Genomic DNA, 25,813 nt, shown 5'->3' on the forward strand with positions numbered 1-25,813 from the left:
ACGGCGACGGTGCTGGACGAGGCGGCGGTGCCGCTGGCCGGCGCCGCCGTGGACAACCTCGCCGCCACGGCGCGGGTCCGGCTGCGGCGCATGTACGGCTCCCAGTCCGCGGCCTTCGCCGCGGCACTGCCGTTGGGCGTGAACCTCGGCGACCACCTGCGGGTGCCGCAAACCGTCCGCAACTCGATGTAGAGCGGACCACGACGGCACGGACCGGCTGGGGCGGTTGGCGGCAGGCGCCCCGCCGATCGCGCCGGCAAACCCGGCCGTCGGTACCGAGGTGGCACGGCCATCGGCACGGCACACACGAGAGGACGCGCGATGTTCGGGAACAAGCCAACGGCCGACGGCACCTCTGACAGCACACCGCCGGGCGGCGGAGTGCGGTCGCCGTCCCCGCCCAAGGGGGGTCGAGCAGCTGCGGATCGTCCGGGCCCCCGTGGCCTCATGGGCTGGGGCCGAGGTCGTGCTTCGCATATCGAGGCGCCGACGGAGTGGCGCGGCACCACCGTCCAGGTGTGCGGCCTGTGGCCGTTCGGGGCAGGCTCCGGCACACCGGTCGTCGGTGTGCCGCTTGGCCGGTCGATGACCAGCGGCGCCGCACTGTGCTGCGACCCCATCAGCTGGTTCCAGCGCGCCAACCTCATCCTCAACCCGAGCGAGTTCGTCCTCGGCAAACCCGGCCTCGGCAAGTCGACCGTGGTGCGCCGCCAAGCCCTCGGCCTGGCCGGATACGGCGTGAACCCGCTCGTGTTCGGCGACCTCAAACCCGACTACGTCGACCTGGTGCGCGCCCTCGGCGGCCAGGTCATCACCCTCGGCCGCGGCCGCGGCTTCCTCAACGTCCTCGACCCCGGCGAAGTCACCGAAGCCGCCAAACGGCTCACCGGCGACGCCCGCCGAGCGCTGATCGCCGACGCCCACGGCCGCCGCATCAACGCCGTCGGATCGCTCCTCACCATCGTCCGCGGCACACCGATCACCGACCGCGAGGAAACCGTCCTCAACGTCGCCCTGAAGGTGCTCGACGAACGCCACCCCGGCATCCCCGTGATGGCCGACCTCCTCGCCGTGATCCGCGACGCACCCGACCCGGTCCGCGCCGCGGTCCTGGACCGCGGCGACATCGCCAAATACCGCGACACCGTCGAAGACCTCGAAGCCTCCCTCGTCGGCCTCCTCGGCGAAGGCCGCCTCGGCGACATGTTCGCCCGCCCCACCTCCGAACCCATGCACCGCGACCGGCCCGTCTGCTTCGACGTCTCCAGCATCGACGACTCCGAGATGAACCTCCAGGCCGCGGCACTGCTGGCCTGCTGGAGCTACGGATTCGGCGCGGTCTCCGTCGCCCAGGCCCTCGCCGACGCCGGACTCGAGCCGCAGCGCCACTACTTCGTGATCCTCGACGAACTGTGGCGCGTCCTGCGCGCCGGACGCGGCCTCGTCGACCGCGTCGACGCCCTCACCCGCCTCAACCGCCAGCGCGGCGTCGGCATGGCGATGATCACCCACACCATGTCCGACCTCATGGCCCTCGCCTACGAAGAAGACCGCATGAAGGCCAAGGGGTTCGTCGAACGCGCCGGCATGGTCATCTGCGGCGGACTGCCCGCCGCGGAGATGCCGGAACTGACCCAGGTCGTCAACATGACCGGCGCCGAGCAGCGGATGATCACCGACTGGTCCACCCCGCCCGCCTGGGACACCGGCAGCGGACGCAAATCACCGCCCCCCGGACTCGGCAAGTTCATGGTCAAAGTCGGCGGCCGACCCGGCATCCCCGTCCGCGTCGAACTCACCGAAGCCGAACGCGACATCAACGACACCAATCGCAGGTGGGCCCGATGACGCGCCTCCGGCAGCGGACCGGGCGCGGCACGTCGGCGCCGCGCCGCCGCGGACCCGTCACCCGCGCCGTGATCACGGTGCTGGCCGCCTGCCTTCTGGGCTTCGCCGCCCAAGTGGGGTCGGCAACCGTCGCTGCCGCGGACGACCAAGACCACATGAAGGGGCCGGAGCGCAAAGCATGCTTGTACATCCCCGAAGACATCTGGGGATTCCTTTTCACCTTCTACTGCGTCGACAAGGAAGAGAAGGGCGTCACCAAGAATTACCACGGCTCGTCCACCGTGATGGGCCACCGCGGTGAATACAAGAACGGCGGCCTGCCTTGCGACCATCTCTACGACAACACCGTTATGGCGTTCTTCTCCCAGGCGACCCATGACATGATCGGGCCCTTGGCCGGGGAGAGCGGCTCGCTGACCGAGTGCATCAAGAAGCACATGCTCGAATTCCTGCAGAAGCACGAGGCAAGCAACGGGCTCGGGCAGTCGATCACAGCGGATGTCAAAGAGAACCCCTGCAACGGAATCTACGATTCGGACCAACGGTCCGACCGGCACCTCAACGTATGCCGCACTTCGGTCAACCAGAACCCGTGCCTGCTGATCGGCACCGGCCAGTTCCAGAACGGCAGCAATCCCACACTCGTTGCCGATATGCGGACCGGCTGCCTCAAAGATCACCCGGATTTCAAACAGCAGACGGCCGCCGAATCGGCCGACGACGGAGGATGCGAGTTCCTCTCCGGCGCCACCAAGAAGGATTGCGAGACCCTGGCGACCGAGAACGCCAAGGCCGCGCCGACCTCGGAGCAAGTGAGCGCCCAGCTTAACGATTTCCTGGGCTGGGCCCTGCTTGCCGCGTCCTGCGCGGTATGGATCGGCGTGGTGGGTGTCGGCGTCGGAATGGCGAGGTCGTGGTACACGGGCGAGCCGGGGCTCCTGCAATTCAACCGTCTGGGATGGGTGGTCTTCGCGGCCGTGCTGGCCGGCTCGGCGACGTCGATCGCCGGGTGGTTCGTGCTGTAAACGTCGCTCGTGACCAAGAGCTACAGGAACTGCGTAACGAGGGACGAGGATGTCCGAGGACATATTTGCGATGGTCGATGCGGCATTGGACGGGCTGCAGACGGCCGCGCAGGGGAAACGAAGGATGCTCTTCAAGGCTGCCGCGGGGCATCTCACGCCCACGAAGGCGGCAGCGCAAGGCGCGAGATCGGTTCGGGATTTACAGAAGGAAGTTGCCCGTCATTCCCGGCAGAGCCGAGACAACGCCTCCTCTGCCAATTCCGCGCTTGCGGTGCGTCTGGCCGTTGCACACGGCCTCCAGAGCCACATGGGCGTACCGGGCGCCCAAGCCGGACATGAGACCGACCCCCGGGAAGCGGAGTCGAAGACGGCGCGGACGGAGGGAATAGGACTGTGAAGACGGAACTATATCCGCGACGAGGACGACGGCCAACGGCGCACGCCACCATGGCTGCCCTCACGCTGGCGTTGGGCACGACGGTCGTCACGGGGTGTGCGGCGTGGCGGCTGAACGCCGCCGACGTGCTCGATATAGGCCTTGACTACTTCGGCTTGAACCATACGGCCGCAGAGGAAATCCCGGACACCAATGTGCTGTCGGCGATCAATAACGCCGTGCGGCTCTACCCGTGCGAGGGCGTTGTCAGCGAACCCGTGCTGGCCGGCATCGTGTGGGTGGAATCGGGAGGCAACGTCAACACCCCGGACAGCTCCGCGGGCGCCCAGGGCGTGGCCCAGTTCATGCCGGCTACGTGGAACGGCAGCGGAGGCCAACAGGCGGCGAAGGTCGACGGCAACGGCGATGGCAAGACCGACATCAAGAACCCGTACGATGCCATCGCCGCGACCGCCAAGTACCTGTGCACGCTGCGCGACGAGGTGAAGGCGAACAACGTCCCCGGCGACCTGCTGCGGAACACGATCGGCGCCTACAACACCGGGGTCCCCAACGTTAAAAAGGCCGGAGGCGTCGACAACATCCCCGGGGTGAAGAAGTACGTCGACAACGTGCTCGCGAAACGGGACACGTACACACTCGACGTCAGCGGTCCCGCGGTCGACGCCCGCGCGGCGTCGTTCGGCCTGGAAATCGTGCGCCAAGCCCGCACCCAGCTCGGCAAGCCGTACGTCTGGGGTGGTGGGTCCATCACCGGTCCGACCAGCGGCGGGTTCGATTGCTCCGCCCTTGTGCAGTACGCGGTTTACCAGGCGCGGACCACGTTCAAGATCAAACCGAACGCGCCGATCCCGCGCACCACGGGCACACAGGTCATCGCGGTGAACAACTTGTCGTCCCAAGCCAGGCTCGTCCCGAATCTGGACTCGATGGTGCCGGGTGACGCGATCTACATGGCGACGAAAGCGGCAGGAGTGCACCACGTCGTGATCTTCACCGGGCGCACCAAGGACAACCGCGGCAAGGACGACTACGGCATCGTCGAAGCGCCGCACACTGGACTCAAGGTGCGGAACAGCACCCTCCTCAGCCAGTACGGCAGCGAGACCTTCACCATCGTGCGGTACTCGTGAGCAGGACACGGACCGGCCGTGCGGCCGCACTCGTGGCGGGTGCGCTGCTCCTGACCGGCGCGTGCAGCACCACCGGTTCGTCGGGCGACGACGCCGCACCCGCCGCGGTGAACCCGGCCACGACAGCAGGCGGCGGTCCTCCGGTGGTGCGGCGCAGCCCTCCCGCGACACCGGCCCGCACCCGGGCAGCGGGTCCGCCCGCGGGCGGCGTCCCGGCCGACGTGCAGGTGGACGGTGGGGACGCCGACGCCGTCTCCAAGGCCGCCGCGCTGACGATGTGCCTCGTCGACACCGACGTCGACACATCGGATTACGATGCCCTCCTGCGGACCGCCCCCCTCCTGGACCGCGCCTATTTCGCCCGGCTCGACGAGGAACGGCCGCGCCCGGTCCAAGGCGGGGACTGGGGCGTGATGGCTTCGCATCGCGCCTATACGACGGTGACCGAAGCGGAGCAGTCCGCCGACCTGGGGCAGCCGCAGGACAATACCCTCGAAGCCTTCCGCACCTGGACCGTCACCGTTGCCCCGGTAGGGCGCGATGGCTGGCGCGGCGACACGCAGACAACGGTGGTCTTCGTGTCCCTTCGGCGGGATGGCGGCGACGAAGCGTGGCGCATCGTGGACCTACGAGAGGGATGAGAATCTGCAATCGCGGCGCACCTGCGGCCGACCTGTTCGGAGGCGGCCGCGCCGTGCGCGCTTCCTAGCCGGAGGGGGGCAGCGGGGCGAGGGTGAGCAGTCCGCAACCGTATGCCTTGGCCGGCCCCATGCCTTCGGTCAGGCAGGTCGTGAACGTTGCGGCGTCGGTGATCTCAAGGGCCCCTTCGAAGGTGGCGGTATGCAGAACCACGGGTTTGCCGGGCCCCTTGCGGAAGCTCATCCGCTGCCGGGACACGAAGCGGACCTCCCGCGGCACAGTCTCGTGCCCCTCCGGGGAGGGCTCTTGTGGTCCCGACGCCATGGGATCGGCGCGGACCGGCGGGACGGTGAAGCCCCATCGCTCGGTGCGCTCGAGGAACCACCGGAGTTGGGCCGCGGCGGTGCGGTGCCCGATGCGGAATGCCCGTTCCGGTCGGCCGACGTCGAGGCTGAGCTGCTGACGGGCGGAGGGCTTCTGCGGGGCATAGGTGTTCTGGACCGGGTTTGCGGTCAGCCGGAAGGCGAACCGGCGTCCGACTGCGAGGCGCGCCAGGAGCGGGGTGTAGTCGGTGACCAGTGCGTGGTCGCCGTCGGCGTCGGGCCAGCCGACGGACTCGACGGCATGCGTCCAGTCCGGCTTCGATGTGCTGAGGACGTAGAGCTGCGGCCGTCTCGGGTTGTCGTGGTCGAGCCGCCACAGGACGCGCTCGTCCAGCGGATTGCCGGGGATCCCGCCCATGACCAGTCCGCGCATGGCGCGCGGGTTCGCAAGGATCTTGCGGCTCGCGGCGCGCAGGGGATTGATGCGTATCCGGGAAAGACGAGTCATGCCGTGGTCACCATCCCAGGAGCGCAAACGGGTCGTGCCCGGACGGCAATGGGTCCGGGCTGTCGGGATTCCGAATACCCGTGGGGACGGACAGCCGCACGTGCCGGATACGGCGGCGGGTGAATCCCCGGCGGAGTGGGTCGAAGGAGCGGGGTACGTCGCCGAGGACGTCGTCTCCGGAGTCGTCGTCCACGGTCGCGTTCAGATCGACGCGGGCAGGGCGGCCACCGGCACGGCGGCAGTGCGCGTTCCGGGCGTGCTCGGAAACCTGCCACGGTTCGTCACGCAACGCCGCTTCCACTCCGCCGCGCCGTTGCCCCAGACGGATGGGTTGGGTCGGCACGCAGGACCTGCGGCCGAGCGCAAGCGGGAACGCCGGGCTGCGTACCGCGTCGTCCAATGCTTCGATCAGCGGCCCGGGGCCGCCGACCGCTGCCAGGAAGACCGCGTCCTGGAGGTAGTACCGCTGGGTGACGTGCGTGTACTTGGCCGGGGAGGTCGGCTTCTGAACGCCTTTCGCGGTCACCCCCGACTGGAGGAGCGGGCGGCCCCGGTAGTCGGACACCGTGTGGAAGTCGCGCAGCAACGTGCCGGGCTGGTCGACTCGTACGCCGAGTCGCAGGGCTGCCAGGTCGGAGATGTCGTCTTCCCTGGCCCGTCCCTGCGCAGCCGCGAGCAAACCGACGATCCCGGACTTCGTCGGTTCGGGGCGGGTCTCGCGGCGGTTGAACGCGCTGGCGTATCCCCATGACTGAAGCGGCGCGGCCAGCCGCAGCACCAGCACGGCCTGCCCGCGGGGGTCTTCGGCGGCGGTCATGCGCCGGGACCCCATCCCATCGCGTCCGCCAGCGGCCGTGCGAGGCCACGGGTCAGTTGTGGAAACGGCACCTGCGGACCGAGGAGTTCGCGGAGCCGGCCGGCCGCCGGTGATTTCTCATCGAAGGTATGGCACACGGCCAGATGCCTGGGAGCACCGCCCCAAGTCTCGGTCACGCGCGCGTACTCTTCGGCCAACCGCACGGCAGAGGCAGCCGCGATCCCGTCGGTGGCCGTGACGGGTTCCTCGAACGCGGAGACCAGGTTGACCGGCTGATCGGTCCGTACCATCACCACCACCGTGCTCGGGAGGGTGCGGTGCGCAAACGCGTTCTGATAGCCGCCGGGGACGGTACGGGCAAAGCCTTCGACGAAGGCGATCGCGGCCGTGAGCGCGGCTCCGGGGTCGGCGAGATTGCGGTGCAACTGGTGGAGGCCGACTGTGGCGTACCGGTACAGCGTCGCCGAGTTGAAGCCGACGTCCCCGATCATCGCCGCGCCGGTCTCCCCCACCGGGTTCTGGTCGTCGACGGCGGTGTAGTAGTCGAACTCCAAGTCGACCGGGTGCGTGGACAGCGCATGCGCAACCTGTACGGAAGCATCCACATGGAGAGACGCGATCGCCGCGACCATACGGCCGAACAGCGCCACCTCCACCGGGTGGCCGACGCCGAGCTTGTCCACGACCGGTAGTTCCTTGACGTGCGCGGTCAACGCCTCGTCGTCCAACCCGGCCAGTTCGACCGCATCGCCGGCGACAAGATCGACGATGTCCTCAAGTTGACGGTGCCCGTAGAACAGCAGGTACGCGGTCTCCCCTGCCTTCTTCCCCGCCTTGATCCCCAACGGCACCAGCAGGAACGACGCAAGGCGTTGCGCTTGTTCGTCGTCCACTCCGGTGCGGCGCAGTCTGCCGGCCAGTTCCGCGACGATCCGCTTGGTCCGTGTGCCCTGTTCCAACTCGGGGAGTCGGGACGCCAACTCCATCCGCGTGGCGCGCTTCCAGGCCTGTGAGGACACCCGTGCACGGCGGACTCCGCCGAAGTATGCCTCCTTGGGGTTGCCCTGGTCGTCGCGGTTCAGGTTTGCGGGCGGCACCGTCTGAAGGATGTGGACATCCACGTAGGCGCGGCGCGCTTCACTCATGGCAGGGCTCCGAGATGCGTGGGGAGAGGGAGACGTCGTGTTCATCCGGGCGTCGTCCGTGACCGTCGGCTGTAGTAGGCCACGGCCCAGCGCTCGCGCACCGCGGCTCGGCCTGCCGGTCGTTCGTAAGCCATCAGGTCACGGAGCAGCAGGTCGTAGTCCAACGGCAGACCTTGTCCGCGGAGTTGCGTCACCAGACCGCGCAGCCGCGCCAAGAACACCCGCGTACTGGTGGCGGTCACGGCGGCGTTCACCCGACGGTCGACCGCGTCCCCGCTGTATGCACCAGTGCCGCGCATGGTTCGGAGCGCCGCGCCGGCGGAGACGCCGCGCTTGTGCATGGGAGTGCGCTGTGACTGCTGGTGCAGTCCGTACAGCGCCAGCGCCGCGTGCTCGGCTCGTTGCTCAGGGGTCACCTGCTCCCGGCGCGCCAACCGGTCGTCGACAGGAGCCGAGCACAGCCGCCAGACAGGCAGAGACGTGCCCGGAGGCACGGACAATCCCCTGCGCAGGGCGGCCAGGTCCGCACCGGGCGGAGGTCCGGCCAGTCCGGTGACGGGGTTCTTGCGCCAGGTGCCGTCCGGTGCCGTGAAGCGGTTCCAGTAGCGCAGGGGCTTTCCCGGGGTGTCAGGCATGCACGGATTCCTCGGTCGAAGCGGGCACGGGGTTCGATGCTTGCGCCGCGGCGCGGGCCTCGGCCGCCCGGTGGAGGATCTCCCGCATGCGGCGGCGGAAGTCGGTGACGGCGGAGCCGAGATGGAAGGCAACGTCTCTTCCGTTCTGCTGGACGGTCCGCCCGCCGAACGCGCTCGGCAACGCCGTCGAGATCACGCGGTCGGCGATCTGCCAGGTGCAGCGCCACGCAAGCTGCTCCCACGCCAGGCAACCGCGTTGGATCAAGGCTTCGTCCTCGTCGACAGCGCGCAAGCCGGTGAGCATGCGCCGCATCAAGGGGTCGAGCCCGTGCAGGACCAGTTCACCCGGCCGCTGCCCCCGGTCCCAAGGAATCGGCTCGCTGCCCGCAGCGCGCCGCAGGTCCGCCGACAGGATGTTGACCGCGCGGGCAAGCTGTTCCGCCTTCTCGACGGCGTCGAGGATCGCGGCGCGGGTCGACGAATCCGGGGAAAGCGCCTGCAGTGGCAAGGGTGTTGCATCGTGGAAGATGTCGTCGACCACGGCGGACTGGTTGCCGTAGAACACCCCTGTCAGGTCGATGCGGAGGGGGTAGTCCGGTGGGAGACTGCTGAGAACACTGCGCATCTGGGCCACCAGTAGGCTGGTCGCGAATCCGTCCTTGTGAGCGGTGGCAGGCGCTTCCGGACGTCGGGCGGCGAGCAGCGCATCGAGTCCCCGCCATGTGGCCTTCCCCGGCTGGTGACGCCGCGGCCGACGCGCCATCGGCGCCGAGGCCGCGTTGGCCCGGCCGGTGGCGGGAAGTGTCCAGGCGGTGTGCGGTTCCCCTTCCGGCAACTCGCGCAGCCGGTCACCGGCGGCCACGATGACCCGAGTCACCCGTATCCCCTCGGTGGTGTCTTCGGGGAACAACCGGATCCGGCGCGACTGCCATGTCCACAGGTCCAGGACTCCGTCGGCGGACCTGACCTTCCACTCGGCGCCTTGGGGCGCACGCCGCCAGTGGGGCACATCCCGGTCGGCTCTTCCGTCCGGACGGATCGGGATGTTCAGCCAGACGGTCTCGTACAGGGTTCGGCCCATGGGCACGACGACACCCAACTGCCCCAGAGGACCCGTCGGATTCCCGGTTGTCTTGCCGGACTTGGCTTGGGAATCGTGCACGGCCCCGGTTTTGATGCCGGCGGTATCCCAGCACTGCGTGTGCAACAACCACCTCGCCGCCTCCCCCGGGGTCAGGGCAAAGGTGTCGCCCTCGGTGCGAGATGAGAACAGCGGCACGTTGTTCCCGGTCGCCGCGGTGGCGACGAGAAGCGCCGCCCCCTTTGTCTCGCCTTTGGCCGTGTGAAGTCCCCCGGCCTGCCCGAATGGTGCGATCGGATCGAAGAGGTCGAAGCGGGCGCGCCATTCGTCGAGGTAGCTGTCGAGTCGCTCACGCTCGGCCGGGGTGAACTCACCTTGCCGAAAACGGCCGAGCCAGTCCGCCGTGGTCTTCGGATGTCCCAGCGCGTCCACGACTACCGGCAGCACAACCTGCCGCAGCAACGCCGGAAACATCGTCGGGATTTCGACCGTCACACCGGCGAGACGATGGGAGGCGAGCAGCAACTCCCGAAGGCTGTACCCGCGTCCGTCGAGGCCGGCCGCCACGGTGGACGACGGTACCGCCGACTCTCCATGCAGCCACGGATCGTCGACCAGATTGAAGACGGGCATGCACTGATCCAATCGATTGCCAGTTTCCCGATGTTAAGTACCTCGCCTCGGACGGGGATCCGTAGATTTACCGGGGTCTGGGGAAAGCGGCAAAACGCGCGGAGAAAAGCGCCGTCCCATGGGCAAAGCCGAGGCCACGCGGCACGATGCAGTAGACAGATTTCCAGAATGGACATGTCGAAGCCGCAAGCGGAGCTGGTGCAGTGAGCGATCGGTTCGCGGCTGACGGGCCGTCGGTTCTGTCGCCGCTCGACATCGACCTCGTCCGGCACCGCCTGGGAATGCCGACCCACGGCGGCGCGGGAACCTTTCCCCCGGGTGTGGGCACGTCGGACGCGGTCGCCGGGTTCGTCGGCGACGCCTATGCGAACGAGGGACTGAGTAACTTCCCGTTGCCGGGACGGCCGCCCGTGCGCGGCGCGTTCAGCACCGGGGTGGTGGCGATGACCACGCAGGGATTCGTGGTCGGCCAACGGACTTCCGACAACTACCGCACCACGCGCCCGACCCTGATGCCGGAACCGGTCCTCACGACACCGGACGCGCTGCGTATCGCGAACGCCCAACGGCCGCGGCTGACACCGCGTTTGCTCCACAACGACGGCGAGCGGCTGATGGTGACCAGCTTCGAGTTCGGTGTCCACGCAGCCAACGACGACTCCCCCGGTAGTGCGCTCATGCGTCAGCTGCTGCTGCGCGGCCTGCCCGACGCCCTGGCGGCGTTCGCCACGATCGACATTCCGCCCGAAGCACGCCGCCACCCACGGATCGACTCCGGCACCGAGATGATCGCCCGCGCCCGACGGGTGCGCGCCGACCGGTACAGCGAGGAGCAGTTGCACGAGGCCGCGACGTTCGGCATCGACGACGCGCTCTACGAAGCTCTGACTGCCGAGACCGCCGGGTTCACCCCACGGGCGCCCGGTGTCGTGCACAACGACCTGGACTACGACAACCTGCTGCTGCGGGTGGCTCCACGGCTGGGGTCGGCGCACAGCGACGTCTGCCTGCTGGACCTCCAGTTCGTCACCATCGCCGATCCGGTGCTCGACGTTGCGGTGGCCGCCGTCAAACTCGACTGCACGATGCAAGAGGTCGTCGACCTCACCGCCGGCTGGGCCGAGCGGCTCGGGCCGGCCCACACCGCGGGAGTGGAACGGGATCTGCCGACCGGGATGGCCGTCGTGGGCGCTACCCAGGCGGCGGTCGTGGTCCCCAGCGTCATCGCCGAGGTCCGGGGGGCGGCCGAGCACGACCGCGCGGGCCTCGACCGGGCACTCGACGACGGGACCGCCCGCATCCACAAAGTGGTGGCACCCGCCCTCACCTACGGCCGCGACCTTGAGGTCACGCCCGACTGGGTGCGCGACCGACTCGCCGCGACAGTCCCACGCAACCCGGCCATGATCGCGGGTTCGGACCTCGCATCGGCGAGGAACGCGGCTCCGGACCTGACGCGGCCGTCCTGGAGTCCAGGACCGGCGACGACCGCTCGCCCCTCTCGCGGTGACACACCCACCCCCGCCTGGATCGCGTCGACGCCTCCCATAGACGCGTCGCGCGCGACCCCGGCGCGGGCTCCCAAACACGGGCCCGGCGTGACGGGTGGCCGGCCCGACGGTGAGCGATCCCGGAGCCCACGTGCCGACGTGGACCCCGAACTGGGCGGTGGCTTCTGAGTCATGCCCGCCCCAGGCGCGACCGCTCGACTCCTCCCGCGTCAAATGCGGCTCTGCCCAATCCGGGGCTAGAGTCGGATCGAGAAGGCGGATGGCCCCGCAGGCGTGGTGACTTCGCCCGAGAGCACATGCCGACCCGGTACGTGCGGGGATTGCTCGGACGCATCGCCGACCTGAGCGCTGAACTCTTCGTCGGCCCTGCGCGTGCGGGGTTCCGGGACTCGCGAATCCCCGCGCGGCGCCCCGGAAGCCGGGTGTTCACGGGCGGACCCGGCGTTGGCAGTGTCTGCACCGCCGGGCCGGCGCAGCCGACCAGGTGGCCGTGGCGAGGCCGAGGGTTGCCAAGAGGGTTCGCCCCCCGCGTTAGGCTGGGGACAGCTGCTTGGCCTCGGAGCGATGTCGGAGGGCAGGCAGCGGAGTTCGCGTACCGAGCGACTGGACCCCGCGGAAGCGGGGGTGGGCCGCGGACGTCACCGAGGAGCGGTGGATCCCCGCCGTGGTCCCCGCGCATGCGGGGATGAGCCGCCCTTGCCGAAAACGTGCTGCTCGAAGCAGTCGTGGTCCCCGCACACGCGGGGATGAGTCGACGGGGTAATCCGCCCTCACCCCGCCGCCACCCCAGCCGCGCAGCAGCATGGTGCTGACCCCACCGCCGATCAGCAGCAGCGTGAGCACCCAGGCGACGTCGCCGACGGTCAGATGGGACTCTCCCTGGAGTACGAGGAGCAGCGGCGACAGCCTGAACGACACTGCCGACGACGTGAAGCCGAGCAGGGCGGCCACCGCGATCAGCGGGGTCCGCCCGCGGGTCGGGGCGGGTCTGCCGACGCCGGGTCTCTCCTCGTGCGGTGTTTCGCTGTACGTCATCGCCGTGCCTCGCTGACGACCGAGGCGTTCGCCAAGCAGCTGCGCCGCTTCCTGGACGTCCCCCTCGTTGCGGAGGACTTGAGGGGGTTCAGACGGCAAGATGAGGGACGTTCCCCCCGTCTGGGAGCCGCCCGCGCACGTAGGCTGAGGCGGATCTTGAGCGAAGACGGGTGAACCATGGCCGCAGACAGTTCCGGGCCCGCGCACGACGGCGCGAGGCAAGCCGCGCAGGACGCCGCGACCGCGGCTCTGATCACCATGGTGCGGGGCATCGGCGCCACATATCGGGCAGTGACCGGTGCGGTCGGCCAGGGAGCCGGACACGCGAAGCACGTGGCGACGGAACTGATGCAGCCCGACAACGCTCCGCGCGTCGCCCGCACGCAGCCGTCCGCAAGTCGCGAGGGCCAGTTCGCCGCAAGTCCGCGGGCGCGGCGGAGGGAGGTCGCGCGGCGCGACAAGGCGGTCCGCAGCGATCTGGACCAGTGGCGGAAGCGGCAGGTTGCACGCTCGCAGGACAGCCAGGACACCGGTGGCGCGACGGCGCTCGCCGCCCGCTTCGATGAGCGCATGCGGCAGTACATGGCCGCTTTCGACGCCGAGGCGGCACGTCGCAACATGACCCCGGCCGAGTTGCGGGCCGCGAACGACGCTGCGGCAGCCCAGGCGCGGGAGGACCGCGTCACGGCCGCCGAACGGGCGAGCCGCCCGGCAAGGCGCAGGATGATCACGCGGCATAACGCCGAGGCGCGCCCCGGGCGTCCGCGCTTCACGGTATTGCGCGACTTTCGGGGCATGGACTACGGCAAGGTCCCGGTGTTCGTGATCGGCGGTCTTCAGCTTCCGCGTCCCGTCCGACTCGCCGGCGACGCACTTGCCAAGGGACTCGGCGGCGACACGGGCGGGCCGAGCAAGTTCGCTATGGACGCCGTCGGCCGGCGCACGGTGACGAGGGCGCCCGGCGCCCCATCGTCGGCCGGTTCGCACGGCGCCCTGCTCGTCCCGGCGCGGTCCGAGACGGTGCGTCATGAGGCGACCGCATCCGCGAAAGGCCTGGACAGGTCGGGTCGGGATTGGATCCCGCCGATGGTCATGCCTTCGCGGCGTGCGCAGGGCGTGGCAACGTCGTGGGCCGGCAGCGTGGCCATACGTCGGTCTTCGCCGCCGGTGGCCCCCAAGCCCGAGGTCAGGCCCGAGGTCAGGCCCGAGGTCAGGCCCGAGGTCCGCCCCGAGCTGCTGCCCTCGCCGTCGGATCACGCGACGGCGGACCGTCCGGCCGCCCGTGACCAACACGCGGAGCAGCACACCGATCGCGGAGCCTCTCCGCTTCCCCACTACGAAGTCCCTTACCAGGGAAGGGACGGTCGGACGCGCACCGTGCGCACGGTCGTCGATGCCCCCGCAACTCGCCTGCCGGGCACGTCGGCGGCGCATCCGACACCGATCGCCAAGGACGACCGGAAGGAGCCCGGCCGACGCGCGGCGGGAAACGCGGCGGCGCGCCGGAACGAAGAACTGGGCGTGCCCGCCCCGCGGAGCGACGTGCCGCACCTGCCCGCGCCGAAGCACGTACCCACGGTGGCCCCGATGGCGTCTGCGGCGACCAAGGGCCTGGGGAAGGTGAACGCGGTCCCGCGTTCGACGACTCGCACCGTGCGGCACCCGGCGCGCGCAGAGGCGGCGAATCCGTGGGTGGGCGTGGCTGTGATTCCGCAGGGCCCGCCCCGGCAGCCTTCGACCGCCGTGGAGTTGGCCGGGGGCACGCGGCTCGGCACGTGACAAGCGGTGCCGTGGCCGTTCGTTCGAGGGCCCCGGTCGGAGCGGCCTATCGGTGCGGCGTGCGGGGGGTTCGGAGGCGGCACCGCGCCGGATATCGCCGCCCTGCGAAGCAGGGCCGCCGGGCGGCGGGCGGGGCATCGACGGCGGGACGGCGCGGCCGCCTGCCGCCTCGGGGCCACGGCGAATCCCGGGCAACGAACCCGTGCCGTCGAGCAGTCGTTCGGCTTACCCTGATGGTCCCGCCGCGAGAGCAAGGGGGACATGTGGGGTTGCGCGAGTTCGGGGGCTCCGCATCGCCAGGCGCCGCACCGTGGCGCGTTCGGGTGTGGTCGCACGGGGGCGCGGAGATCGCGGGAGCGGGTGTGCTGCTGCCCGACGGCGCCGTCCTGACGTGCGCCCACGTGGTCGAGGCGGCGTTCGGTCTGCGGCCGGAATCGGACCCTCCGGACGGGGCCGTCCCCGTGGATTTCCCCGGCGTGCCGGGCGGGCCGGCGCCGGTGGGCGGCACGCCCCGGATCCTCGCGCACGTCGCCCCCGGCGGATGGCTGCGGAAGGCCCCGGCCGGCGACCTCGCCGTGCTGCGCCTCGCCGGACCGCCGCCGCCCGGCGCGGTGCCGCCCGCGCTCGGGCGCTGCGGCGACGGCTCCGCCGGTGCCGACGGCGACGGTACGCCCGTCCTCGTGTTCGGGCACCCCCGGTCGGTCCCGGGCGGGCTGTGGTCGCGCGGCCGCGTCGTGGCCGCTGGTGGTTCGTACCCGGACTGGCGGCAGGTCGACGGCCTGGACGCGGTGGGCGCCGCGGTCGAGCGGGGGTTCAGCGGCGCGGGGGTGTGGGACCAAGCGCGCGGGCTCGTCACGGGCGTCCTCGCCGAGGTGTTCGAGGGAACCGCGGCCCGCGTCTCGTGGATGATCCCGCTCGACACCCTGGACGGGACCGCGTTCGCGCTCCCCCCGCAGAGCGCACCGCGGCCGAGGTCCGGCCCGCCCCCCGCGCCGCTGCCCCCGGCGGCGATCTGGCCGTTGGTCGATCTGCTGCTGGCCGTCGAGTCGTTCCGGGTCGACGGGGGCGCCGATCTGCTGTCCGTCCTGCCGTCCGACATCGCCGCGACGGTGCCCCGGTCCCGTAGCCCGAGGCTCGGGTTCTTCCAGATCGTCGCGCGGTGCGACGCCTTCGCCCACGGGCCCCGGGCCTTGGTGGACGCCGTGCGGCAGGTCGAGGGGGACACCGCCGCCGCAGCCGATTTCACCGCGCACGCGCGACGAGCGTGGCCGACCCGTGTGGACGACGATGGATAGGTTTCTTGCGGGTCGGCCCCCGAGCGTCACCGAACAACTGGTCGACGCTTTGGGCAGGGTCGACATCCTCGACGACGCCGACGGTCGACGGGCGTGCGTGAGCTACGCGCAGGAGATCCTGGGGAAGCACATCAGGGTCAGGGACTCCGGCAACCCTCACCTTCATCTCTTCCACATCGTGCAGGCCTTCGGCGACGTCCCGGACGGTTGGCGGGCCTTGACCCACGCCGTCTGGATCGTGTCCGGCAAGGACCATCACGCGGAGTATGCCGCGAGTCTCGTGGATCCGATCGAGGCCGCGCACAGTACCCCGGCCACGGACGAACTCTTCGTGCTGCTCGACGGGTTGGACAAGTCGAGCGTCCCGCGGCTGGAGGCGATCCACCGCCACGCGGCGGGTGACGCCTTCGCGGTGCTCCCGGGCGTCGTCGGCACGGCCGCCGAGGCCTACGAGCATCTCGCCCGGATCAACCTTCCCGCCGACGGGATCGCCCGGAGCCTGCGCTTTCTCACCGACCTCGCCGCGGTGGTCCCCTCCGACCGCGGTGACGCGCTGCGGACGTGGATAAGCCGCCAAGTGCGGGCATCGGCCCCCGAGCCGCAGGCGGCGCAGGCCGTGCTCGACGACCTGCTGCGCGGCGTCAGCGGATGGCGGCAGGAGGCAAAGTCGCCCGCGTACCTGCTGATCCGGTTGTCGCCGTCCTCGTCGGGCAACCGGATCGACGTCACGTACTGGACGAACTACGGGACGGGCTGGGAGCCTCGGCGGCGCGACGACCGTTCGCTCGACGCGGACCAGGTACGCGCATACGTGGCCACCGTCCTCGACCGCGAGGAGGCGCACCTTCACACTCATCGCGGCAACCTCGTGGTCGAGTTCATCCTGCCGCTGTCGATGATCCACGAACCGGTCCACCTCTGGTCCCGGCACGGCGTTCTCGCGGGCAGGAAGATCATGGACACGGAGTTCGGCGGCCCGCCTCTCCACTACGACTACACCGTCTATGTGCGGAGCCTCGAACGCATCGACACCCTGCATTGGCACCGCGCCTGGCGCATGCGTTGGGAGGCTCCGGAGGCTCACGGGGGCGCGCGCATGCACCGCTGCCGGCGCGGTGAGGGCGCCCGCCACGACGGTTTGTACGCGCGGCTGGCGGGAGACCCGGCGATCGCGGTTCTGGGCCTCAGCGCCCCGCCTGACGACCCGCACGGGGCGCAGGAGCTGAGCGCCGCGCTGGTGGCCGGCGTACCCCTGGTGGCCTGGCCCTTCCGTTCCGACGCGACCGATTCCGATACGTCGATGATCGAGAATGATCCGGATGAGCTCGGCGACTATCTCGGCGAACTCTCTTGCCAGATGGCCCGCTTGCGCTCCGCATCCCGAACGGGGGACGATACGCGCGGGGGCTGTGCCCGGCCCGGCTTCGCCGTGCTGTGGGACGACCCGACCAGGTTGCCCGAGGTTCCGGAACGGATCGCTTGACCACGGCCAGGCGTGCGGAAGGCCCGCGGGCACCGCACCGCTGAAGAAAGACCAAGGTCGTCGATCGGCACGACGGCCGATCGGCACGATGCTCCGGGGGGTGGCAGTGAACGGGGGCGTCCCGAACGGAGCGCGCGGTTCCGCCGACGCGTTCACGTCGGCGGCCGACTCCACCGGCGGCGCCTGGTGGATCTACCGGGGGAACGGCGAACTCCCGGACGGCGAAACACTTTCCGACCGGCTGCCACCACCCCCGCCCTGGCGGGACTTCGACGGAGGACCCGTCGTGGCGGGACCGCCTCCCGACGACGACGCGGAAATACGCCGACGCCTCGGCAATCCCGCCGTCACGGCGGCGTTCGGCTCACCCCGCGAAGCCGACATGGTCAACGCCGCGCTGTTCCTGCGCCGCCCGCTGATCGTCACCGGACCTCCCGGCATCGGCAAGTCCAGCCTGGCCCACCGGGTGAGCCGGGAACTCGGCCTCGGCAGGGTCCTGCGCTGGACCATCACCAGCCGCTCGACCCTCCGCCAGGGCCTCTACGAGTACGACGCCGTCGGACGGATCCAGGAAGCCACCGCCCGGGACGCGCAGGCCCGCGCCGCCGCCGCGGAAGGAGCCCCTGGCGCGGCGGAAGACGCGGTCGGCATCGGCGACTTCATCCAGCTCGGCCCGCTCGGCACGGCCCTCGTCCCCCGCGAGATCCCGCGCGTCCTCCTCATCGACGAGTTCGACAAAGCCGACACCGACCTTGCCAACGACCTCCTCGGGGCTTTCGAGGAAGGCGAGTTCGCGATCCCGGAGCTGTCCCGCGTGCGCTCCCGGATGCCGGAGGCCGCCGTGCACACCGACGATCCGGACGGGGCGTACACCGTCCGGAACGGCCGGATCCGGTGCCGGGCCTTCCCGTTCGTCGTCATCACCAGCAACGGCGAACGCACCATGCCCCCGGCGTTCCTGCGCCGCTGCCTGACGCTGACCATGGAGCCGCCCGCCGAGGACGAGCTGGCGGCGATCCTCGCGGCACAGTTCGCCACCGCCGGAGACGACGACGAACGCACGCGCATGATCCGTGATTTCGTGATCCGCGCGCAGTCCTCCGGGCCGCTGCCGACCGACCAGCTCATGAACGCCGAATACCTGCGCCTCTCCACCTCGGGCCTCGACACCGACTCCTGGAACCGATTACTGCACGCGTTGTGGCAGAGGCTGGACGGAGTTGGTTCTGCATGACGTTGCCGCCCTCCCACCGCGGTAGGGCGAGTGACGGTACTGACCCGGGTATCGCCTCGCGTGGGGACACACGTGCCGTGCTCCACGTGCACGAGGCGGGCGAAGTGCTGTGGCTTGCCGCGCAGCGGGAACTCCGCATGCGCGCGCTGCGGGAGGCCCGCGAGCCCGTGGGCGACCAGGCTGCCGACGAGCCACCCCACGCGCCGACGGCGACAGCGACGGAACCCGACGTCCCCCTCCCCGCTCCCGACCCCCCGGATCCGGCGGCCGCGCCGTCCGATCCGCCCGGCCCCGACCCCGAAGACGTCCCGCCCGCGCCCGGGAACCGTCCGCACGGGCCACCCGACTCCCCCGCACCCGAGATCGGGGCCGTCTACGGGTCGGCTCCCCGCGAAGGACCTCCCCGGGCACTGCCGGCCGAGGCGGCGCCCGGACGCGGCGCGGCGAGCGCGCTCGACCGTTCCCGCCAGATCGAACAGGCCTTCCGTCCGTTGCGCCGCAGGCTCGACTCCCGGGTCGACGTCGTCCTGGACGAGGCCGCCACCGCCGAGTCCCGCGCCGAGCAGGGCATGTGGATGCCCCGGTTCCGGCCCGCGCGGGAACGGTGGCTGACGATGTCCCTCGTCGTGGACACCGGCGAGGCCCGCGCCCTGTGGTCCCGCACCGCGGAACGGCTCGCCGCCGCGCTGTCCGGCTCCGGGGCGTTCCGCGACGTCGTCGTCCGCGCGTGGCCCGCGGCGGCGGTCCCGGGCGCGGCGGGCGCCACGGCGCCCGGCGGCCCGGCCCCCGGCGGGGCGCCGCACGACGGGGCCCGGCACATGGTGATGGTGCTCAGCGACATGCACGCCGGCCACTGGCGCGACGGGGCCGCGCTGCGGCAGCTCGCCCGCTGGGCGGACGACGTACCGGTGGCCGTCGTCAATCTGCTGCCCGAGTACCTGTGGTCCCGTATGCCCGTGGTGCCGCAACGCACCCTGCTGCACAGCCCGGCACCGGCCGCGGCGAACCGGCACTGGTCGTGCCGCGACGACCCGTTCGGCCTCCTCGCGCGGGACCCGGACGCGGACGCACCGGGCCTCCCCGACCCGCACCACACGCCCGTGCCCGTCCTCGAACTCACCCCCGAGGCGCTGTCCGGGTGGGCCCGGTTCGTGCGCCGCGACGACACCGCCGGATACGCCGCCAAGGCCGTCCTGCTCCCCCCGGCAGCCCCCGCGATCCGGATCCCCGAGGCAGCCGCCGACGCGCCGAAGGCGCCCGACGACGTCCGCCGCCTCCAGGCACAGTTGAGCCCTTTGGCCTATCACTTGGCACGTCTGGGTGCGGCCATACCGCTCAACCTGACCGTGCTGCAACTCCTCCAGCAGCGCCTGCTCCCCGAGGCCCGGCCCTGGCACTTGGCGGAACTGCTGCTCAGCGGACTCCTGCACGCCGCCCCCGCGGACGCCTCGCTGCCCGCCGCCGCCCGCGTCGACCTGGAGTTCCCGGCCGGCGTCAGGCAGCACCTGCTCGCCGACGGCACCCGGCGCGAGACCGTGCTCGCGCTGCGCCTGGCCTTCGACCAGTTCGCCGACTGCGTGCCCGGCAGCGCCGGCCAGACGCTCCGCCGATTGAGCGACGTGGTGGTGCGTCCCGGCACGGCCGCGCGCCTGCCCGCGCTCGACGCCGTGGAAGCCTGGCTCACCCCGGCGCTGCCCGCGCTGACCGCGCTGGACGGGCAGCACAGCGCCATGGTCGGCCTGCTGCGGGAGCGCATGGCCGCGGGCGCCTTCGCCGCCGCCCCTTCGCCTACCCGAGTGAACCACCCCGCGCCAGGGGCGGCCGCGGTCACTGATGGTCGCACGATCGACACGAACAGTGGCTACCCTGAGGAATCGGCTGACGTCCCCGTCTCACCTGGGGACCCCCCGTCGATCCTCGCGGAGGAAACGACAGAATCAGTTGGAGGGAACGTGTCCGTGAGTGGCGTGCAGCCGATGGCCGCCAGGTCCACCGAAATGGCGCTCAAGCCGCCGCCGGTCTGGGGCAACGTGCCTCCGCGGAACCGCGCGTTCACCGGGCGCGGGCTCTTGTTGGAGCAATTGCACGCCCGCTTGCAGGAAGGGACCACCGCGGTCCTTCCCGAGGCGCTCCAAGGCATGGGCGGGGTCGGCAAGTCGCAGCTGGCGGTCGAATACGTCTACAAGCACATGCACGAGTACCAGGTCGTGTGGTGGATCTCCGCCGAGCAGCCGCAGCAGATCCGGCAGGTCCTCGTCGAACTGGCCCGGAGGCTCCACTTGGAGGTCGGCAGCGGTGAGGCGAACGCCGCGGTCCCGGCCGTCATAGAGGCCTTGCGGATAGGCGAGCCGTACAAAAACTGGCTCCTCATCTTCGACAATGCGGAAGACCTTGACGCAGTGCGGGAGTTCTTCCCGACCAACGGCCCAGGACGAATTCTCGTGACCTCTCGCAACGCCCAGTGGAGCACCGCGGCCCGCCCCCTCGAAGTGGACGTGTTCGCCCGCGACGAAAGCCGCCAGCTCCTCCAGCTCCGCGCGCCCAACCTCGACGACGCCACCGCAGACCGACTGGCGGAGACCCTCGGCGACCTCCCGCTGGGCATCGAACAGGCCGCTGTGTGGCTGGCCGAGACGGGCATGCCGGCCGAGGAGTACCTCCGGTTGTTCGAACAGCAGGCCGCGGACCTCATGGTGAGCGCCCCACCCGCCGACTACCCGCTGTCGGTGGCCGCGGCGTGGAACGTGTCGCTGGAACGCCTCCAACAGAACCACCCCGCCGCGCTGCAACTCCTGCAGGTCTGCGCGTTCTTCGCGCCGGAGCCCATCTCGCGGCGGCTGCTCACCGGGGTCCGCGACGCGCCGGTGCCGCCCGAACTTGCGGCCGCGCTCGGCGACCCGATCCGGCTGAGCCGGGCGATCCGCGAGATCAACCGCTACGCGCTCGCCCGCATCAACCACAGCACCAACACCCTCCAGCTCCACCGCCTGGTCCAACGGGTCCTCATCAACCAGATGCCGCAGAGCCTCCAGGACCAGATGCGGCGCGGGGCGCACGCGCTGCTCGCCAACGGCGACCCGAACGCGCCCACCGACCCGGGCCAGTGGCCCCGCTACGGCGAGCTGCTGCCGCACGTTCTCAGCAGCAACGCCGTGGAGTCCCACGAGCCTTGGGTCCGCCAGCTGGTCCGCAACGAGATCCAGTACATGTATTCGTGGGGCGACCACGACGGCTCCCGCGACCTGGCCCGGCGCGCCTACGAGCAGTGGCGGCGGGACGACGGGGACGACCACGGCGACGTGATGACGGTCGCCCAGCAGTACGCCAACGCCCTGCGCATCCTCGGCCGCTACGACGAGGCGTACGACCTCGACCTGCGCAACCGGGACGCGATGGTGGCCGCGCTCGGCGACGAGCACGAGATGACGCTGGAGCTCACCAGCATGCTCGCGTGGGACCTGCGGATGCGCGGCGACTTCGCGGCCGCCGCGGATCTGGACCGGCAGGTGTACGAGGTCAGCCTGCGCAAGTTCGGCCCCAACGACCTCGCCTCGCTCGTCGTCGCGCACCGCGTCGCCCTGAACCTGCGCCTGACCGGATCGGCCCAGGCCGCGCTGGAGCTGGACGAGGACACCCACCGCCGGAAGCTCGAAGAGCTGGGCGAGAACGACCTGTACACGCTGAACACTCTGGCGGCGCTGGCCATCGACCAGATGGAGACCGGCAATTACCAGTTGGCGCGCGACACCCAGCAGGAAGTGTCCAGCCGCTGCGCGTACATCTTCGGCCCGAAGAACCCGAACACCATCGCCAGCCTCCGCAGCCTGTCGGTGACGGAACGGCGGCAGGGCAGGCACGAGGAAGCCCTGCAGCTGTCCGCGAGCGCGCTCACCGAGTTCCGGAACCGCTACGGCGAGAACTACCCGGACACGCTGAGCGCGCTGCTGGCGCACTCGATCGACGTCCGGCACAACGGTGACCTCTCGCACGCGCTGGAGCTGAGCGAGCAGGCCTGCATCGGTTACGAGCGGCTCTTCGGCGGAGGCCATCCGCACGCGCTGAGCGCGCTGGTCAACCACGCGGTGTGCCTCCGGCTGATGGGGCGCGTCGAAGAGGCGCGCGACCTCAATGTGCGGCTGACCGGCGAACTGGGCGCCAAGCTGGGCGAGGAGCACCCGAGCGTGCTGGCCTGCGCGAGCAACCTCATCGCGGACCTGCTGGCCCTCGGGAACGTCCAGGCCTCGGTCGATCTCGCCACCAAGACGCTCGCCACGTGCAAGCGCCAGTTGGGCTCGGACCACCCGGCGACGCTGGCCGTGGCGAACAACCTGAGCCTCGGCCTTCCGCACCTGGGCCAGGACGCCGAAGCGGAAGCCCTGCACGCGGACACGATGGAGCGCTACATCCGGATCCTCGGCGAGGACCACCCGGGCACGATCGCGGCCGGCGAGCGTGTCCCGGCGAACTGCGACATCGACCCGATGCCGCTGTAGCGGCGCCGCCGCGGGCGGGTGTGGCGGATGCGGGCGGTGCCGTGGGCGCCGCCCGCGTCAGTCGTCTCCGGCCGCCTCGGGGACGCGCCCGACCCAGTCGGCGAGGGCGAGCGGGTCCGGGGCGCGCCGGGTGGTCTCGGCGAGGTTGCCGTGCAGGGCGCGAACCGCCTCGGGGTGCCGGAGCAGGGCGCGCGCGGCGGACGGTTCGCCGAGGTGTTCCGCGGCCAGCCCCAGTCCCACCCACGCGGACGGCAGGCCGGGCGCGGCGGCGAGCACCCGGACGTATCCCTGGGCGGCCCGTGCGGGGTCGCCGTGCAGCAGGTGGATGTCGGCGGCGGTCATGGCGGGCGGACGCCGGGACGCGGCGGTCTCCCGGACGCGGGCCGGCAGCAGTCCCGGGTCGGCCAGCAGGATCCTGCGGAACTCGCCCCGGGCGTCGGGTAATCCGGCGTTCGGGTCGGGGCGCAGGCGGGAACTGATGGCGGGCGCCGTCTTGGGGTCGGCGCCGCGCAGCCAGCAGTCGGCCCAGCCGTCCACGGCACCGCGCGGCGGACGCAGGTGCCGGGCCCGCCACACCGCTTTCAGGTCGGCGGTCTCGTCGAGGGCCCAGGCGTGCGCGCGGGCCGATACGGCCTCGTCGGCCCACGGGCGCGACTCGTCGGCCAAGCCGGTGACGAACTGCCGTCCCAGAGGGGTCAGGCCGGGAGACAGGCACAGGGTGTCCAGGGCGGCCAGCACGCCGCGGCTCCACACGGCGAACTCGAAGTGCGCCAGGTCGGCCTGCGGGCCGCTGACGGCGTGGCGTTCCGTGCGCCAGAATTCGGCCACGCCGGCGAAGGCGTAGGCGCCGTGCAGGAGGCCCGAGAGCGGGCGCGGGTCGGTGCGCCATTGCGCGTAGTGGCGCGGTTCGGCTGCGGCGGTGTCGGCGAGCAGCGGGAGTTGGTGCAGCAGCCCGTTCAGGATCGAGTGGCGGGCCTCGTGCACCATGGTCACCGCCAGATCCCGGGCATCGGGCGGCAGGGCGATGACCGCGCTGCCGAACGCCTCGTTGTGGGACGCGCTGGCGATCCGGAAGCGGGGCGCCTCGGGGAGGGGGACGAGGACGCGCAGGGCCGCGGTCACCAGCGCCGCCGTGTGCGGGTGCCGTGTGGTGAGGATGTCGAACGCCTCGGAGACGAGCTTCCGCCAGCGGCCGGCCTCGTGGTCGGTGAGGTAGCGGCTCGGCGGGGTGCGGGCGTCCGCGCGGAAGTCCCGGTAGGGGTCGGAGTCCTCCAGGACGAGGCGGGTCGGGACGCGTCTGCCTTCGGCGGCGAGCGGGATGACCCGCAGGGGCAGCCACGGTTCCTGACGCGTGGTCAGGTCGGCGGGAACGGCAACGGTCCGGTCCGCGGCCGTGAGCACGGTGGGGCCGCCGCCGGGCGGCGGGAGGTGGAGTGTCGCCCAGCCGTACCGGTCGTCCTCGGTACCGACGACGGGGGCGGCCAGCCGGACCCGGCCGAGGGTGGGCAGCGCGACGGCGCCGTCGCGGACCGGCACCCGGATGGTCCCTTCGAGTCCGGAGCGGAGGAGGGCCGTGGCGGCCAGGCTGTGCAGGTAGCCGAGTTCCACCCACAGCGGCGGCGCGGCGCCCGCCGCGGGACCTGGTCCGCGTTCGGCCGCGAGGCGGTCCAGGACCCGGACCGCCCAGATGCCGGTGCCGGGGTGCTCCAGCATGTCGCGGACGACGTCCGGCCGGATCTGCTCGACCCTGACCAGGACACCGAGCGCGTGCCGCATCGGCAGGAGCGGCGAACGCAGGTCCGCCGCGCCGTCCCGCGCGGTGTCGGCGACCGCCCGGAGCATCAGCATCCGCCTGCCGCGCTCGGTGTCGGAGAGACGGCGGCCGGTGCCCAGCGGGACCCGCCCCCGCGCGAGCGCGTCGATGTCCGATGCCGGGATCCGGTACCGGGCCAGGCCCGGTCGAGGGGCCGGCGGCTGCTGCACCTGCCGGCTCTAGATGTCGTCGCCGTCGCAGGGGGTCACGCCGCCACCGCCGCCCGCGGCCTGGGAGGCGGCGCCTTGGCCCAGGTCGTGGACCAGCGACCACAGCGCGTCGACGAACGGCGGGTCCTGGTTGGCCATCACGTCGCCGAGCGCGCAACTGCTGAGGTCGACCAGTCCGGTTTCGATTTCGATGGTTGGTGTCGTCACGTCCCGTTGCCCCCTGTCGGTGTGCCGAAGTCGGTGACATTGCGTCCAATGCACAGGCTCCTTCCCATAGTGGCCCAACCGGAAGCCCAGCGAAAAGGAGATAACTGTCACCACGGTTGAACTCACCGTCATTTCAAGGCATTTCGTGACGTGTTCAGCGGACGGCGGGGGTGGTTCGCTAGCGTGGGCCTCCGGTGGTCGGACGTGAAGGGGGCGCTGTCGTGGCCGAGTTGCTGCGTTTCGAGCTGGAGGACGGCGGGAGTGTCGTCGCGCAGGTGGACCATGCCGGTCCGGGGGTGGTCGCGGCGGCAAGCGCCGGGGACGTGGTGCGGCGGGCGGCGGGATCGTTCGACGCCGCGCTCGACGGGGTGCGGAACGCCGCGGCGGCGACGTTGCGGCAGATGAGCACCCTCGCGCAGCAACCGGACGAGGTCACCCTGGAGTTCGGCATCCAATTGGACGCCGAGGTCGGGGCGGTGCTGGCGCGGACCGGGGTGCAGGGCCACATCCAGGTCCAGCTGACGTGGCGCCGCGCGGGGTCCCCGACTGTGTGACGGCACTCCTCCGGGGCCGCCTCGGCTCGCGCACGAGAGATCACGAACCGCGGGC

18 protein-coding genes and 1 pseudogene are annotated in these 25,813 nt (G+C 71.1%); 12 read left to right on the forward strand and 7 right to left on the reverse strand.

What is annotated here, in order from left to right; translation table 11 throughout:
- The 5 genes and pseudogenes from ACPA54_RS25505 to ACPA54_RS25525 form a co-directional block, all read left to right on the forward strand.
- Positions 1–192 (forward strand): annotated as a pseudogene (locus ACPA54_RS25505) (SCO6880 family protein); the annotation flags it as partial.
- A gap of 255 nt (positions 193–447) precedes the next feature.
- A complete protein-coding gene (locus ACPA54_RS25510; RefSeq protein WP_423533481.1) occupies positions 448–1,848 on the forward strand; it encodes an ATP/GTP-binding protein in 1,401 nt (466 codons plus the stop codon).
- A complete protein-coding gene (locus ACPA54_RS25515) occupies positions 1,845–2,873 on the forward strand; it encodes a hypothetical protein (protein ID WP_423533483.1) in 1,029 nt (342 codons plus the stop codon). The genes ACPA54_RS25510 and ACPA54_RS25515 overlap by 4 nt, the downstream gene beginning before the upstream one ends.
- A gap of 447 nt (positions 2,874–3,320) precedes the next feature.
- Positions 3,321–4,403 (forward strand): C40 family peptidase, encoded by a 1,083-nt coding sequence (locus ACPA54_RS25520; RefSeq protein ID WP_423533485.1) that lies wholly within the window; start codon positions 3,321–3,323, stop codon positions 4,401–4,403.
- Complete coding sequence (locus tag ACPA54_RS25525) at positions 4,400–5,044, forward strand: hypothetical protein (RefSeq protein ID WP_423533486.1); 645 nt, start codon at positions 4,400–4,402, stop codon at positions 5,042–5,044. Before ACPA54_RS25520 ends, ACPA54_RS25525 begins: the two co-directional genes overlap by 4 nt.
- A 64-nt stretch (positions 5,045–5,108) precedes the next feature.
- Here the strand turns inward: ACPA54_RS25525 and cas6e are convergent, their stop codons facing one another.
- Genes cas6e through casA form a run of 5 tightly spaced genes read right to left on the reverse strand, consistent with a single transcriptional unit; the run spans position 5,109 to position 10,184 of the window.
- Positions 5,109–5,873: a type I-E CRISPR-associated protein Cas6/Cse3/CasE gene (gene cas6e / locus ACPA54_RS25530; protein WP_423533488.1), complete on the reverse strand. Its 765-nt coding sequence runs from the start codon at positions 5,871–5,873 to the stop codon at positions 5,109–5,111.
- Between the two features lie 7 nt (positions 5,874–5,880).
- Complete coding sequence (gene cas5e / locus ACPA54_RS25535; RefSeq protein ID WP_423533489.1) at positions 5,881–6,690, reverse strand: type I-E CRISPR-associated protein Cas5/CasD; 810 nt, start codon at positions 6,688–6,690, stop codon at positions 5,881–5,883.
- Positions 6,687–7,835 carry a type I-E CRISPR-associated protein Cas7/Cse4/CasC gene (gene cas7e, locus ACPA54_RS25540; RefSeq protein WP_423533491.1) on the reverse strand — a complete coding sequence of 383 codons (1,149 nt, stop codon included), beginning with the start codon at positions 7,833–7,835 and terminating at the stop codon, positions 6,687–6,689. The genes cas5e and cas7e overlap by 4 nt, the downstream gene beginning before the upstream one ends.
- Before the next feature lie 41 nt (positions 7,836–7,876).
- Entirely contained in the window at positions 7,877–8,470 is a 594-nt protein-coding gene (casB, locus tag ACPA54_RS25545; RefSeq protein WP_423533493.1) for a type I-E CRISPR-associated protein Cse2/CasB, read from the reverse strand.
- Positions 8,463–10,184, reverse strand: coding sequence for a type I-E CRISPR-associated protein Cse1/CasA (casA, locus tag ACPA54_RS25550; protein ID WP_423533495.1), 1,722 nt, complete (start codon positions 10,182–10,184; stop codon positions 8,463–8,465). The genes casB and casA overlap by 8 nt, the downstream gene beginning before the upstream one ends.
- Positions 10,185–10,387: 203 nt before the next feature.
- Between casA and ACPA54_RS25555 the strand changes: the two genes are divergently transcribed.
- The 6 genes from ACPA54_RS25555 to fxsT all read left to right on the forward strand — a co-directional run bounded on the left by ACPA54_RS25555 (position 10,388) and on the right by fxsT (position 23,014).
- On the forward strand, positions 10,388–11,863 hold the full coding sequence (locus ACPA54_RS25555) for a phosphotransferase (protein ID WP_423533497.1): 1,476 nt from the start codon (positions 10,388–10,390) through the stop codon (positions 11,861–11,863).
- 1,044 nt (positions 11,864–12,907) lie between these two features.
- Complete coding sequence (locus ACPA54_RS25560; protein ID WP_423533499.1) at positions 12,908–14,509, forward strand: hypothetical protein; 1,602 nt, start codon at positions 12,908–12,910, stop codon at positions 14,507–14,509.
- 362 nt (positions 14,510–14,871) lie between these two features.
- A complete protein-coding gene (locus ACPA54_RS25565) occupies positions 14,872–15,804 on the forward strand; it encodes an effector-associated domain 2-containing protein (protein ID WP_423533501.1) in 933 nt (310 codons plus the stop codon).
- The gene (locus ACPA54_RS25570) at positions 15,797–17,287 is read left to right on the forward strand and encodes a VMAP-C domain-containing protein (RefSeq protein ID WP_423533503.1); all 1,491 of its coding nucleotides are present in this window, start codon (positions 15,797–15,799) and stop codon (positions 17,285–17,287) included. The genes ACPA54_RS25565 and ACPA54_RS25570 overlap by 8 nt, the downstream gene beginning before the upstream one ends.
- Positions 17,288–17,387: 100 nt before the next feature.
- The gene (locus ACPA54_RS25575; RefSeq protein ID WP_423533505.1) at positions 17,388–18,521 is read left to right on the forward strand and encodes an AAA family ATPase; all 1,134 of its coding nucleotides are present in this window, start codon (positions 17,388–17,390) and stop codon (positions 18,519–18,521) included.
- Between the two features lie 77 nt (positions 18,522–18,598).
- The gene (gene fxsT, locus ACPA54_RS25580; protein WP_423533507.1) at positions 18,599–23,014 is read left to right on the forward strand and encodes an FxSxx-COOH system tetratricopeptide repeat protein; all 4,416 of its coding nucleotides are present in this window, start codon (positions 18,599–18,601) and stop codon (positions 23,012–23,014) included.
- A 57-nt stretch (positions 23,015–23,071) separates the two neighbouring features.
- Here the strand turns inward: fxsT and ACPA54_RS25585 are convergent, their stop codons facing one another.
- Positions 23,072–24,997 carry an aKG-HExxH-type peptide beta-hydroxylase gene (locus ACPA54_RS25585; protein ID WP_423533509.1) on the reverse strand — a complete coding sequence of 642 codons (1,926 nt, stop codon included), beginning with the start codon at positions 24,995–24,997 and terminating at the stop codon, positions 23,072–23,074.
- Positions 24,998–25,006: 9 nt separating this feature from the next.
- Positions 25,007–25,204 carry a hypothetical protein gene (locus ACPA54_RS25590; RefSeq protein WP_345675659.1) on the reverse strand — a complete coding sequence of 66 codons (198 nt, stop codon included), beginning with the start codon at positions 25,202–25,204 and terminating at the stop codon, positions 25,007–25,009.
- A 221-nt stretch (positions 25,205–25,425) separates the two neighbouring features.
- Here ACPA54_RS25590 and ACPA54_RS25595 point away from each other — a divergent pair, with 221 nt between their 5' ends.
- The gene (locus ACPA54_RS25595; protein WP_345675658.1) at positions 25,426–25,758 is read left to right on the forward strand and encodes a CU044_2847 family protein; all 333 of its coding nucleotides are present in this window, start codon (positions 25,426–25,428) and stop codon (positions 25,756–25,758) included.
- Positions 25,759–25,813: the final 55 nt, after the last annotated feature.

The sequence above is a fragment of the Uniformispora flossi genome, assembly GCF_049534875.1.
GTDB classification, from domain to species: Bacteria; Actinomycetota; Actinomycetes; order Streptomycetales; family Streptomycetaceae; genus Yinghuangia; species Yinghuangia aomiensis.